The following is a 12,840-nucleotide window of genomic DNA, read 5'->3' as shown; positions in this document are numbered from 1 at the left end:
ACTGCTTCCCGGGTTTCGCTGCACTCTACCCAGGCTACAGGAACATTCGAGTTCATCCGCAGGGTTGATCCCCGGTTATAGTCTGCCCTCGCCCATCGCCGAGCCGACTGCCATGCCCCGCTGTTTCTGGTGTAACGACGACCCGCTGTATCAGACTTATCACGACGAAGAATGGGGCGTGCCGTCGCGCGACCCGCAGCACCTGTTCGAGATGCTGCTGCTCGAAGGTGCCCAGGCCGGATTGTCGTGGATCACCGTGCTGAAGAAGCGCGAGCGCTATCGCCAGGTGTTGTTCGGATTCGATGTCGAGCGTCTGGCGGCGATGAGCGATGCGTATATCGAAACGCTGATGCAGGACGCCGGGATCATCCGCAATCGCCTCAAACTCCAGGCCGCGCGCAAGAACGCTCAGGCCTGGTTGCGCCTCGACGATCCGGTGTCACTGCTCTGGTCGTTCGTTGGTGGCGCGCCGAAGATCAACCATTTCAGTGGTCGCGGTGATGTGCCTGCGGTTACTCCCGAAGCCGAGGCCATGAGCAAGGCGCTGAAAAAGGCCGGCTTCACCTTCGTCGGCCCGACCATCTGTTACGCCTACATGCAGGCCACCGGCATGGTCATGGATCACACCCAGGATTGCGATCGTTACGCGCAACTGCAATAGGAGCATTGGCCATGAGCCGCATCGATACCCTGGAACAACTTCATGCCCTGTACGGCGAGCCCCACGAGCGTTCGCTGCGCAAGGAAATCCCCTACCTCAGCGAGCCCTATCAGGCGCTGGTCGCCGCGTCGCCTTTCGTGGTGCTTGGCACCCATGGCCCGGATGGGCTGGATTGCTCGCCGCGTGGCGATGCGCCGGGCTTCGTGCGGGTTGTCGACGAGCGCACCCTGCTGCTGCCGGATCGCCCGGGCAACAACCGCATCGACAGCCTGCGCAATATCATCCACGACCCCAATGTGGCGTTGCTTTTCCTGATTCCTGGCGTCGGCGAGAGCTTTCGGGTCAACGGCCGCGCCAGCATCTCCGTCGATCCTGCCTTGCTGGAACTGTGCAGCGCACAGGGAAAGCTGCCGCGCAGCGTGCTGCATATCAGCGTCGATACCTGCTACTTCCAGTGCTCCAAGGCGGTGGTGCGCTCCGGCCTGTGGGATGCCGAGCGGCATGTCGAGCGCTCCAGCCTGCCGTCGGCGGGGGAGATCCTCAAGGCCGTGATGGAGGCGGACTTCGACGTACAGGCATACGAGCGCGGGTTGCAGGAGCGTTTGAAGACGCTGCTGTACTGACGCTCTCGTCGCCTGGGCGGGCGCTTGTAACAGTCAAGGTGGCCCGAGGCGGTTACACTGTGCCCCTTTTTTGACGGGAGCAGCTTGTGGAAAAGCTCAAAGGCGCGTTGGTAGTCGGTTCCCTGCGCTTGTTCGCCCTGTTGCCATGGCGTGCGGTGCAGTCGCTCGGCGCGATGATCGGCTGGCTGATGTGGAAACTGCCATCGGGCTCGCGCGACGTGGTGCGCATCAACCTGGCCAAATGCTTCCCTGAATTGACTGCCGCCGAGCACGACAAGCTGGTCGGCCGCAGCCTGATGGACATTGGCCGCACGCTGACCGAAAGCGCCTGCGCCTGGGTCTGGCCGGCGCACAAGTCGCTGGCCCGGGTGCGTGAAGTCGAGGGCCTAGAAGTGCTCGAGGCCGCTCTCGCCTCTGGCAAAGGCGTGGTCGGCATCACCAGCCACCTGGGCAACTGGGAAGTGCTCAACCACTTCTACTGTTCGCAGTGCAAACCGATCATTTTCTACCGCCCGCCCAAGCTCAAGGCTGTGGACGACTTGCTCCGCGAGCAGCGCGTGCAGCTGGGCAATCGCGTGGCACCGTCGACCAAGGAAGGCATCCTCAGCGTCATCAAGGAAGTGCGCAAGGGCGGCGCCGTGGGCATCCCCGCAGACCCTGAGCCGAGCCTGTCGTCCGGGATGTTCGTGCCCTTCTGCGGCACCGTGGCGCTGACCAGCAAGTTCGTGCCGGGCATGCTGGTTGGGCACAAGGCGGTTGGCGTGTTCCTGCATGCGCTGCGTCTGGAGGATGGTTCGGGTTACAAAGTGATCCTGGAAGCCGCGCCGGAAGGCATGTACAGCGAAGACACCTACACGGCCGTGGCGGCGATGAGCGCCGTGGTGGAGAAGTACGTACGTGCCTACCCGAGCCAGTACATGTGGAGCATGAAACGCTTCAAGAAACGCCCTGAAGGTGAGACGCGCTGGTACTGAGGTTCACGGTGCCTCGCAACGAGGCGCCGGTGGGCTGGGCGTAAGCAGAAAATTGAGTTATTAACAGGGCAAATCTTTTTGCACGAGGCTGTTCAGGACATGTCCGCCAACCAGCGCCAGTATCCCCGCACACCAATGAAGTGCCGCATCAAGATCTGCCATCCGAGTTTCGGTGAGCTGGTCGCCCAGACTCGCGATCTTTCCGATGGCGGCGTTTACGTCCGGCATGAGGATCTGGCGGTGCTGGAGCTCGGTACGCGGGTAACCGGCCAGGTGCAGGACATGCCCTTCGAAGCACCGATCCTGGAGATGGAAGTGATGCGCGTCGATCCCGATGGCGTCGGGCTGCGCTTCATCCGCGACTGACCGCTTTCTGCTGTAAATTCTCTGTGTGCCCACCTCTGCGTGGGCACGCTGCTTTTCACGCCTGTTGAATGAGTCGTGGTGTTTTTTTCATCGCTGAGTGCGGGTTTTCTCCGAGTTATCCGTCTTTGTAGATGAACCACCACTTTTCTTGCCCGTCGCTGGCGTCGGGCTTCTCGTTCAATCCCGTGAAAAGGAGTTCCCATGACCCCGTTCCGTGGCCGTCACGCCGCTTCCCTGGCCCTGCTGCTGGGCACCACTTTGGCCTTGCCCGTGGCCCAGGCCGAGTACCTGTGGATCGAGCGTGGCGCGGCCCCGCAAGCCAAGGCTTACCTGAGTGACTTCCAGCCTACCGAACAGCTGAGCCTGGGCAAGCTGCTGGAGCCGAGCATCAAGCAGGCCGATGGCAAGAACGCTGCGCTGCGCGCCAGTGGTGACGCCTACCCGATCGCCGATAGCGGTCAGGGCGATCTGCGCGTCAGTGCCAAGCTGCCGGAAGGTGACAACCTGGTGATCTACGAAGCCAAGGCCGGGCGCAGCGAGACCAAGGCGGTCAATGACCTGGAACTGGTGCCGACCGAGCCCAACGGCAATGCCTTCAAACTGCACTGGAAAGGCACCGTGGTGTCGGCCTCGCAGGTCAACGTCTACACCTCCGAGCAGTGGACGCGCACCCTCAAGCCCAATGCTGAGGGCGTGGTGACCCTCGACCCCTCCTTCCCTGCCCGCTACGTGCTGGAAGTGACTGCCCAGGTCAATGGCGCCGCCACTGTCGACGGCAAGCGCTACGACAGCGTGGTACACGTGGCGACCCTGTCGTTCGAGGTGCCGCGCCAGTAAGGTCTCGCCGAGAAGGATTGGCTGGGCCTGGCGCTGATCGTTCCTCACGCTCTGCGTGGGAATGCCTTCTGGGACGCTCCGCTTCCGCTGTTGAATGCCGCCGATTAACCAGCAAATTTGGTGGGCTGAAGCCCACCCTACCTAGCGTACGCCCCCGTAGGGTAGGCTTCAGCCCACCAGCTTGGTTCGTCCCCGCCTCGTTGAGAAGGTCTCAGTGCGCCTCGTTCACCGCACTGAGGAAGCTCTGCGTACGTTCCTGCTGCGGGTTGCCGAACAGTTCGGCCGGGGTGCCCTGTTCGTGGATGCAGCCCTGGTGGAAGAAGCACACGCGGTCGGCGAACTCGCGGGCAAAGCCCATCTGGTGGGTGACCATCAGCATGGTGAGTTTGTGTTCGCTGCCCAGCCGGCGGATGACGTTGAGCACTTCGCCGCACAGCTCGGGGTCGAGGGCCGAGGTCACTTCATCGAACAGCATCACCTTGGGCCGCATGGCCAAGGCGCGAGCGATGGCGACGCGCTGCTGCTGGCCGCCGGAAAGCTGTGACGGGTAATGCTCGAGCTTGGCGCCCAGGCCGACCATGTCGAGCAGCTCTCGGGCCCGCTCGCTGGCTTCGCGCTTGTTCATGCCGAGCACCTGTACCGGCGCTTCGATGACGTTCTGCATGGCATTCATGTGCGGGAACAGATTGAAGCTCTGGAACACCATGCCGATCTTGCCGCGCACCTTGCGCTGATGGCTGGCGCTGGCACGAACCAGCCTGCCGTCGCGGCCGGGCATATGAGTCAGCGGCTGATCATCGACTTCGATCACCCCTTCGTCGATGTCCTCCAGGGTCATCAGGGCCCGCAGCAGCGTGGATTTTCCCGAACCGCTGGGGCCGATGATGGCGACCTTCTCGCCAGGAGCGACTTCCAGGTTCAGGTGATTGAGCACGGTCAGGTTGCCGTAGCGCTTGGTCACGTCGGTGAAACGTACGATGGGCTGTGACATGGCGGGAATTCCGGCAGCGTTGGGGGAAAGATGCGGGGCGTTCATCGTGGCGCCTCCTCCATACGGTCTTCGAGGCGGCGCACGCACCAGGCGAGGCCGAGGCTGAGCAACAGAAAGAACAGGCCGACCATGGTGATCGGCTCCAGGTAGCGGAAACTCTCCGAACCGATGTTCTTGGCCTGCTGCATGATTTCCACCACGGTGATGGCTGACAGCACCGGGGTGTCCTTGAGCATTGCCACCAGGTAGTTGCCCAGGGCCGGCAGGATTGGACGCAGCGCCTGGGGCAGGATGATGTTGCGGTAGGCGCTCAGCGGCGACAGATTGAGTGCGGTGACCGCTTCCCACTGCGCCCGCGGCACGGCGTCCAGGCCGGCGCGATACACCTCGGCGGTGTAGCAGGCGTAATGCAGGGCGATACCGAGAATGCCTGCCTGCAAGGCGGTGAGGTTGAGCCCGTAATTGGGGAATACGTAGAACAGGAAGTACACCTGGATCAGCAGCGGTGTGCTGCGGATGAACTCGATCAGCCCGGTGGCTGGCCAGGATAGCCATACCTTGCGGCTGCGCCGTGCGATGGCCAGGAACAGACCCAGCACGATGGCGATGGTGAAACCACCGAAGGTGATCAGCAGGGTATTGAGCGAGGCCTGCAGCAGCTGCGGCAGGATGCTCCAGGCGAATTGCCAGTCGAAGAAATTCATGACAGGCCTCCGCGCATGCGGCCACGGGCCAGGCGTTTTTCCAGCCGGCGCATGCCCAGGTTGATCGCCTGGGCCATGACGAAGTACATCAGCAGCGCCAGGCCGAAGATTTCCAGGGTCATGAAGGTCGCCTGATCCAGCTGACGGGCACGGAAGGCCAGGTCAGACAGGGTGATCAGCGACACCAGCGAGGTGTTTTTCAGCAGCTCGATGAGCAGATTGGTGCCCGGAGGAATCGCCGCCAGCAGCGCCTGCGGCAAGATGATTCGGTAGAAGCGCTTGGCGGGCGACATGTTCAGTGCCTGACACGCCTCGTACTGACCCTTGGCCACCGAGCGGATGGCGCCACGCATCACTTCCGCACCGTAGGCGCCGATATGCAGGCCGAGGCCGACGATGGCCACTGCGTAGGCGCTCATCTCGACGTTGAACGGCGGCATCGGCAGCACGAAGTACAGCCAAAACAGCTGTACCAGCAGCGAGGTACCACGGAACACTTCGATATAAGCGATGGCCAGCCAACGTAGTGGGCCGATGGGTGAAAGCCGGCCAAGCGCGGCGATTACCGCCGAGATGACGGCCAGCAGCGAGCCCCAGAAGGTGATCTGTACGGTCACCCAGGCGCCTTGTAGCAACAGCGGGAGGAGATCGCCCATCAGTGCAGTCCTATGTGGCGAAGGAAACTCGAAAATGCATTGCCCGTCCGCGCAAGCCGCTCGCGGGCAAGCCCGCTCCTACTGGCAGAGCTCGGCAGCGGTCTTGTCGGTGATGTTGGACTTGTCGAAGCCGAACGGTTTGACCGTCGCCAGGTGCTCGTCGGTGCCGATCCACTTCTTCAGCTCGGCGTTGACCGCGTCGCGAAACGCCTTGTCTTCCGGGCGGAAAGCCAGGGCACCGTAGCCCGTGTGGGATGGGTCGTCCTTGAACTCGTTGATCGCTTCCACCGTGTCGCCGCCCTTCTCGGCCAGATTCTTCATGGTCAGTTGCGTGCCCACCGCGGCATCGGCGCGCCCGGCGCGTACAGCCTGCAGCTGTGCGGTGGTGTCCGGTACCTGAAGGATCTGCCCGTCGGTGATGCCAGCATCGCGGGCATAACCGAGGTTCACCGTGCCGGCCATGATTGCCACCTTGGCGCCGCTCTTGGCGATGTCTTCATAGCTGTGCAGCTTCTTCGGGTTGCCGGTTTTGGTCAGCAGCGTGTCGGGCAACTGGTAATGCGGGTCGGTGAACAGCACCTGCTTGCAGCGCTCGGGGGTGATGTACATGCCGGCGGCGATCAGGTCGAAGCGGCTGGCGCGCAGCCCGGGGATCAGCGAACCCCATTCGGTGAGCACCGGGTTGATGGTTTTGACGCCCATCTTCTCGAAGATCTTCTTGACGATTTCCGGTGACTCGCCGGTGACGCTGCCGTCCAGCGCGGTGTAGGCGAACGGCGTTTCGTTGGCGTAGCCGATGCGCACGCTGCTGTTTTCCTTGACCTTCTCCAGGGTGTCGGCGGCCTGTGCGACCGTGGCACCCAGTGCGACGAAGACGCCGCAGGCAATGGTGAGGCGACGTACCGTGGAAGGAATAACGCTGCTTATCATGTGATTCTCCTGTTTCTTGTAGTCCGCTCGATGGAGCGGAGCGCTATGTTAGGAGGCAGGTTTTCAAGAGCATCTGGCCGCGTACGGCCCGGGTGGATTCGCTATTTTTCTGGGCGCGTCGAGCGCCGGTTCCACCCTTGAGCCCGAGCATACAAAAGGCTTTTTGCCTGTGGCATTGCACTAGGACAATTGAATCCCAGGCTGACAGGCGGGATGCTGTATCCAACAGCCTCCAACCCGCGGGAGCAGTATGCACAACTGGAAGCAGGCACTGGGCAGCGCTCGCCAGGGTGAGTCCAAGTACAAGACGCTGGTGCAGGCGATCACCGCCGATATCGAACAGGGCAACCTCACCGACGGCCAGCGCCTGCCGCCACAGCGGCAGGTTTCCGAGGCATTGGGCATCAGCGTGCAGACGGTAACCAACGCTTACAAGGAACTCGAACGCCAGGGCCGGGTGCGTTGCGAGGTGGGCCGTGGCAGCTTCGTATCGCGGCGCACCAGCGAGCGAGTGGCTACCTCGATGCTCGACCACAGCGAACAGGCGCTGCTGGATTTTTCCATCGCCCGTATCGTCCACACCGCGGAGCATGATCGCCTGTGGCAGGCCACGTGCGGCGAGCTGGCGACCGAATCGGATCAGCCATGGATTCGCGCCTTCCGCCCCATCGCCGGTTTCGAGAGCCACCGTGACGCCGGGGTGCGCTGGTTGTCCCGGCTCGGCCTGGATGTCACCCGAGACGACCTGCTGCTCACCAATGGCGCGGCCCACGGCATCTTTCTGGCCCTGGCCTCGTTGGCCGGGCCGGACGATGTGGTGCTTTGCGAAGGGCTGTCCGATCACGGCGTGATCGGCTCGTCCCAGGTGCTTGGTTTTACCCTCAAAGGCCTGGAGATGGATGAGCACGGCATCGATCCCGAGCACTTCGAAGATATGTGTGGCAACGAGCGCATCACTGCCCTGGTGTGCACGCCGAATCTGAACAACCCCACCAGTTGCCTGATGCCCGATGCACGCCGTCGGGAGATCGCCGAGATCGCTCGTCGTTATGGCGTGTACGTGATCGAAGACGACGTCTACGGCCCGCTGCTAGCCGGTCAGCAGCGGGCGCGGCCGATCAGCCATTACCTGCCGGAGTTGTCGTTTTACTGCACCAGCATGACCAAGTCGGTGCTGGCCGGCTTGCGCATCGGTTACCTGGCGATGCCCAAGCGCTTGGCGCTGCGCACCGAGAGCATCCTGCGGGTCAACAGCTGGATGGCCACGCCGCTGCTTGGCGAGATCGCTGCTCGCTGGATCAATGGCGGGCATGCCGAAGAGATGGTGCAGATGCAGCGCCAACTGTTGGCCAATCGACAGTCGCTGGTCGAGGCCGAGCTGGGCGAGTACCTGCTGCGCAACCATGCCTATTCACTGAATGCCTGGCTTGCGGTGCCGGAGCACTGGGAGCCGGACAGCCTGCTGCGCGAGCTGCGCCGTAAGCATGTGGCGCTGACGCTGCCCGATCCTTTCGTGCCGCCCGGCATGCCACGGCCCCGTGCGGTGCGCCTGTGCGTGGGCGCCGAATGCAGCGAGGCGCAGATGCAAAAGGGCCTTAAAACCATCCGCGAAGTCTTCGAGCAGTACCCGAAGATTCACGATTTCTAGGCCGATAGCGCCCTTGCGTGGGCCGGTTTTCTGATGAACCGGCGCCTTGCCAGGGCCTGCTGGCGTGCTCGTTAGCTGCATGGCAGCCCTGTGGAAAAGTCGAATGCGGCGGTATGAAAAAATATCGTCCTAGTACATTCGGTGGTGCATTTCTCCGCTCGTACACTCGGTCGCAAACACCAAGCGGGGAATGCGCGCCATGCCTTCGATCCACCTCGACGACCTGCTCCAGGCACGCCAGCGTATCGCCGGCCTGGTTCGGCAGACGCCGCTGGAAGCCTCGCCCTCGCTGACTCGCCTGCTCGGTGTGCCGGTGTGGCTGAAGCTGGAATCGCAGCAGGCCACCGGCAGTTTCAAGCTGCGCGGGGCCAGCAATGCCGTGGCGCAATTGAGTGCCGAGCAGCAGCGTCTGGGCGTGGTCACCGCATCCACCGGCAACCATGGCAGAGCGTTGGCATTTGCAGCGTCTCAGCTTGGCGTGAAGGCCACTGTGTGCCTGTCCGAGCTGGTGCCGGCGAACAAGGTTCTCGCCATCCGCGAGTTGGGGGCAGAGGTGGTGATCAGCGGGCGCAGCCAGGATGATGCCCAGCTCGAAGCACTGCGCATCGCCCGCGACCAGGGCGCCACGTTCATTCCGCCGTTCGACCACCCCCATGTGATCGCCGGTCAGGGCAGCCTCGGTCTGGAAATCCTTGAGCAGTGCCCGGACGTCTGCGACGTGCTGGTTCCGCTCTCCGGTGGTGGCCTGTTCGCCGGCGTGGCGCTGGCGATCAAGGCCACTAGTCCAGCCGTCCGCACCCACGGCATCAGCATGCGCCTGGGCGCAGCGATGCACGCCAGCCTGCAGGCCGGTCAGCCGATGGAGGTGGAAGAGGTGGCGACCCTGGCGGACTCCCTCGGTGGCGGTATCGGCCTGGATAACCGCTACACCTTTGGCCTGACCCGCGAGCTGTGCGATCAGCTGCATTTGCTCGACGAGGCGGCCATCGCACGGGGCATGCGCCACGCCTACCGCGAGGAACGGCAGGTGGTGGAAGGTGCCGCTGCGGTGGGCATCGCCGCGCTGCTCGAAGGCCTGATCGAGCCTCGTGGGCCGGTGGTCGTGGTGGTCAGCGGTCGCAACATCGATATCGACCAGCACCTGCGCGTGCTCAATGGCGCGCACGCCTGAGGAAGCCCCATGGCCAAGACCCTGATTCTCAACCAGACCGACCTGCGCAACTGCGTCGGCCTCGATACCGACAGCCTGGTGGTGGTGGAAAACGCCTTCCGCCTGCTGGCCACGGCCGAGGTGGCGATGCCGCCGATCCTGCGGTTGGACATCCCCGAGCACAACGGCGAAGTGGACGTGAAGACCGCCTACTTGCCCGGCGTACCGCGCTTCGCCATCAAGGTCAGTCCGGGTTTTTTCGACAATCCCAGGCTCGGCCTGCCCAGCCTCAATGGTTTGATGATGCTGTTCTCGGCGCACACCGGCCTGGCCGATGCCCTGCTGCTCGATAACGGCTACCTCACTGCGGTACGCACCGCTGCGGCTGGCGCCGTGGCCGCCAAATGGCTGGCCCGGGAGGATGCCCGCGCGGTTGCCATTCTCGGCGCCGGTGAACAGGCCCGCCTGCAATTGCAGGCGCTGCGCCTGGTGCGTGACGTGCGAGAAGTACGTATCTGGGCTCGCGACGGGAGCAAGGCCGCTGCCATGGCCGCCGAGCTGGGCGATGCCCGGGCGGTCGACAGTGTGGCGGCTGCGCTGGATGGCGCCGATATCGCCATCACTACCACGCCGAGCCGCGAACCGCTGATCCTGCCCGAACACCTGCGCCCTGGCCTGCATATCACCGCCATGGGCTCGGATGCTGAGCACAAGAACGAGATCGCTCCAGCCGTGCTGGCGCAGGTCGACGCCTACGTGGCCGACCGCCTTTCCCAAACCCGTGTGCTGGGCGAGCTGCACCACGCCATCGCCGCTGGCCTGGTTGGTGCCCAGACGGACTTCGCCGAGCTCGGCCAGGTCATCGCCGGGCAGCGTCCTGGGCGTCGCAGCGCCGCGCAAATCACCCTGTGTGATCTGACCGGCACAGGCGCCCAAGACACCGCCATCGCCAACCTTGCCTACGAGCGGGCGACCGCAGCTGGCAAGGGCTTCACCTTCGATTCCTGAATCCGTTCCACCCTGGAGGGCAACCGCAATGTCCGAAATCATCGTCAACCTTCCCTTCAGCCGGGAAGAGTACGCCCAGCGTATCGCCAAGACGCGCAGTGCCATGCAGGCCAAAGGCATCGAGCTGCTGATCGTCACCGACCCATCCAACATGGCCTGGCTGACCGGCTATGACGGCTGGTCGTTCTACGTACACCAGTGCGTGCTGCTGGCGCTGGATGGCGAGCCGGTGTGGTTTGGCCGTGGCCAGGATGCCAATGGCGCCAAGCGCACGGTGTTCATGGAGCAGGCGAACATCATCGGTTACCCCGATCACTACGTGCAGTCCACCGAGCGGCACCCAATGGATTATCTGTCCAGGGACGTGATCGCCGCCCGTGGCTGGGACAGGCTCAGCATCGGTGTCGAACTGGACAACTACTACTTCAGCGCTGCGGCCTACGGGTCGCTGCAGCGCAACCTTGGCAATGCGCGTTTCATCGATGCTACGGCGCTGGTCAACTGGCAGCGGGCGATCAAGTCGTCCACTGAAATCGGCTACATGCGCATCGCGGCGAAGATCGTCGAGAAGATGCACGCCGCCATCTTCGAGAAGATCGAGCCGGGCCTGCGCAAGAACGAGCTGGTCGCTGAAATCTACCGCACGGGCATCCTCGGTGCCGACGGGCACGGCGGCGATTACCCGGCCATCGTGCCGCTGCTGCCCACCGGCGCGGATGCCAGCGCCCCGCACCTGACCTGGGATGACTCGCCGATGGTCAGCGGCGCCGGCACCTTTTTCGAGATTGCCGGGTGCTACAAACGCTATCACTGCCCGCTGTCGCGCACCGTTTACCTGGGCAAGCCGCCCCAGCATTTTCTCGATGGCGAGAAGGCCGTGGTCGAAGGCATCGCGGCCGGCCTGGAGGCAGCCAAGCCGGGCAATACCACTGGCGATATCGCCCGCGCGTTCTTCAAAGTGCTGGAGAAATTCGGCATCCACAAGGACAGCCGCTGCGGCTACCCCATTGGTATCAGTTATCCACCGGACTGGGGCGAGCGCACCATGAGCCTGCGGCCGAGTGACGAGAGCGTGCTGCAGCCAGGGATGACCTTCCACTTCATGCCGGGCCTGTGGCTGGACGACTGGGGGCTGGAGATCACCGAATCGATCCTGATCACCGACCGCGGCGTGGAAACCTTCTGCGACGTACCGCGCAAGCTGTTCGTGAAGGACTGATCCCACCGCCGCGTTTTTGTTGAACGGTGGACAAGCCTGCGAGGCTGTCCACTCTGCCTGGATGCCATAAATGACCCAGTTGCGTGACAACCCCATCAGCCCCACCGTCGACTTCGACCGTGACGGCGTGCAGCATGGCTTCCTCAAGCTGCCCTACTCCCGCGACGACTCCGCCTGGGGTGCGGTGATGATTCCGCTTACCGTGGTGAAAAATGGCAGCGGCCCCACGGCGCTGTTTACCGGCGGCAATCATGGCGATGAATACGAAGGCCCGCTGTCTCTGAGCAAGCTGGCGCAGACCCTGCGCGCCGAGGATGTCAGCGGGCGGATCATCATTGTGCCGTTCATGAATACGCCTGCCGTGCACGCAGGCACACGCACCTCGCCAATCGACAAGGGCAATCTGAACCGCAGCTTTCCCGGCAAGCCCGATGGCACCGTGACGCAGAAGATCGCCGACTATTTTCAACGCACCCTGCTACCCATGGCCGATGTGGTGCTGGACATCCATTCCGGCGGTAGGACGCTGGACTTCCTGCCTTTCGCTGCCTGCCACGTGCTGGCCGACAAGACTCAGGATGCCGCCTGCGAGGCTGGCATGCGGGCCTTCGCCGCGCCCTACTGCATGCGCATGCTGGAGCTCGATGCGGTGGGCATGTACGACACGGCCGCCGAGGAACAGGGCAAGATTTTCGTCACCACCGAGCTGGGCGGCGGTGGCAGCAGCACGGCCAGGAGCCTGGCCATTGCCGAGCGTGGCGTGCGCAACCTGCTGATCCATTTCGGCCTGTTGGCCGGGGAAATCGAGGCCTATGAGTCAGTGATGCTCGATATGCCCGACGGCGACTGCTTCGTCGCCAGCGAAGATGATGGCCTGCTGGAAATGTGCCGCGACCTTGGTGACGCTGTGGAAAAGGGCGAGGTGATTGCCCGCGTCCACAGCGCCCGACGTACCGGTGCGCTGGCCATCGAGTACCGCGCAAAGCGCAGCGGCCTGCTCGCTGCGCGGCATTTCCCCGGGCTGGTGAAAGGCGGCGACACCCTTGCCGTTATCGCTGACGTGGTCGGCTGAT

At 63.5% G+C, this 12,840-nt stretch carries 14 protein-coding genes; 10 read left to right on the top strand and 4 right to left on the bottom strand.

The window, feature by feature from the left end:
* The first annotated feature begins 112 nt into the window (after positions 1 to 112).
* The 5 genes from ACZ3GY_RS19620 to ACZ3GY_RS19600 all read left to right on the top strand — a co-directional run bounded on the left by ACZ3GY_RS19620 (position 113) and on the right by ACZ3GY_RS19600 (position 3,461).
* Complete coding sequence (locus ACZ3GY_RS19620) at positions 113 to 661, top strand: DNA-3-methyladenine glycosylase I (RefSeq protein ID WP_465911662.1); 549 nt, start codon at positions 113 to 115, stop codon at positions 659 to 661.
* Positions 662 to 672: 11 nt separating this feature from the next.
* Positions 673 to 1,284, top strand: a complete 612-nt coding sequence (locus tag ACZ3GY_RS19615) for a pyridoxamine 5'-phosphate oxidase family protein (protein ID WP_465911661.1) — start codon at positions 673 to 675, stop codon at positions 1,282 to 1,284.
* Positions 1,285 to 1,370: 86 nt separating this feature from the next.
* Positions 1,371 to 2,258 carry a lysophospholipid acyltransferase gene (locus tag ACZ3GY_RS19610; protein ID WP_465911660.1) on the top strand — a complete coding sequence of 296 codons (888 nt, stop codon included), beginning with the start codon at positions 1,371 to 1,373 and terminating at the stop codon, positions 2,256 to 2,258.
* A gap of 99 nt (positions 2,259 to 2,357) precedes the next feature.
* Positions 2,358 to 2,624 carry a PilZ domain-containing protein gene (locus tag ACZ3GY_RS19605; RefSeq protein ID WP_463562961.1) on the top strand — a complete coding sequence of 89 codons (267 nt, stop codon included), beginning with the start codon at positions 2,358 to 2,360 and terminating at the stop codon, positions 2,622 to 2,624.
* A gap of 201 nt (positions 2,625 to 2,825) precedes the next feature.
* A complete protein-coding gene (locus ACZ3GY_RS19600) occupies positions 2,826 to 3,461 on the top strand; it encodes a hypothetical protein (protein WP_465911659.1) in 636 nt (211 codons plus the stop codon).
* Between the two features lie 211 nt (positions 3,462 to 3,672).
* Here ACZ3GY_RS19600 and ehuA read toward each other — a convergent pair whose 3' ends face one another.
* The 4 genes from ehuA to ehuB form a co-directional block, all read right to left on the bottom strand.
* Complete coding sequence (gene ehuA / locus ACZ3GY_RS19595) at positions 3,673 to 4,452, bottom strand: ectoine/hydroxyectoine ABC transporter ATP-binding protein EhuA (RefSeq protein WP_465911658.1); 780 nt, start codon at positions 4,450 to 4,452, stop codon at positions 3,673 to 3,675.
* Between the two features lie 41 nt (positions 4,453 to 4,493).
* Positions 4,494 to 5,156: an ectoine/hydroxyectoine ABC transporter permease subunit EhuD gene (ehuD, locus tag ACZ3GY_RS19590; RefSeq protein ID WP_465911657.1), complete on the bottom strand. Its 663-nt coding sequence runs from the start codon at positions 5,154 to 5,156 to the stop codon at positions 4,494 to 4,496.
* A complete protein-coding gene (ehuC, locus tag ACZ3GY_RS19585) occupies positions 5,153 to 5,812 on the bottom strand; it encodes an ectoine/hydroxyectoine ABC transporter permease subunit EhuC (protein ID WP_465911656.1) in 660 nt (219 codons plus the stop codon). Before ehuC ends, ehuD begins: the two co-directional genes overlap by 4 nt.
* Before the next feature lie 78 nt (positions 5,813 to 5,890).
* A complete protein-coding gene (ehuB, locus tag ACZ3GY_RS19580) occupies positions 5,891 to 6,742 on the bottom strand; it encodes an ectoine/hydroxyectoine ABC transporter substrate-binding protein EhuB (protein ID WP_463562957.1) in 852 nt (283 codons plus the stop codon).
* A gap of 250 nt (positions 6,743 to 6,992) precedes the next feature.
* On the opposite strand from ehuB, the gene ehuR reads away from it, so the two are divergent.
* The 5 genes from ehuR to doeB all read left to right on the top strand — a co-directional run bounded on the left by ehuR (position 6,993) and on the right by doeB (position 12,839).
* The gene (gene ehuR / locus ACZ3GY_RS19575; protein ID WP_225836729.1) at positions 6,993 to 8,390 is read left to right on the top strand and encodes a MocR-like ectoine utilization transcription factor EhuR; all 1,398 of its coding nucleotides are present in this window, start codon (positions 6,993 to 6,995) and stop codon (positions 8,388 to 8,390) included.
* A gap of 199 nt (positions 8,391 to 8,589) precedes the next feature.
* Positions 8,590 to 9,561, top strand: coding sequence for a hydroxyectoine utilization dehydratase EutB (gene eutB / locus ACZ3GY_RS19570; protein ID WP_465911655.1), 972 nt, complete (start codon positions 8,590 to 8,592; stop codon positions 9,559 to 9,561).
* Positions 9,562 to 9,570: 9 nt separating this feature from the next.
* Positions 9,571 to 10,548, top strand: a complete 978-nt coding sequence (gene eutC / locus ACZ3GY_RS19565; protein WP_465911654.1) for an ectoine utilization protein EutC — start codon at positions 9,571 to 9,573, stop codon at positions 10,546 to 10,548.
* A gap of 28 nt (positions 10,549 to 10,576) precedes the next feature.
* Positions 10,577 to 11,767, top strand: a complete 1,191-nt coding sequence (doeA, locus tag ACZ3GY_RS19560) for an ectoine hydrolase DoeA (protein ID WP_465911653.1) — start codon at positions 10,577 to 10,579, stop codon at positions 11,765 to 11,767.
* A gap of 70 nt (positions 11,768 to 11,837) precedes the next feature.
* Positions 11,838 to 12,839 (top strand): N(2)-acetyl-L-2,4-diaminobutanoate deacetylase DoeB, encoded by a 1,002-nt coding sequence (doeB, locus tag ACZ3GY_RS19555; protein WP_465911652.1) that lies wholly within the window; start codon positions 11,838 to 11,840, stop codon positions 12,837 to 12,839.
* Position 12,840 lies beyond the last annotated feature (1 nt).

Source organism: Pseudomonas sp. PME37.24/006 (assembly GCF_055556635.1).
Note: the sequence above shows the minus strand (reverse complement) of the source record. Positions and strands in the feature narration are given on the sequence as shown.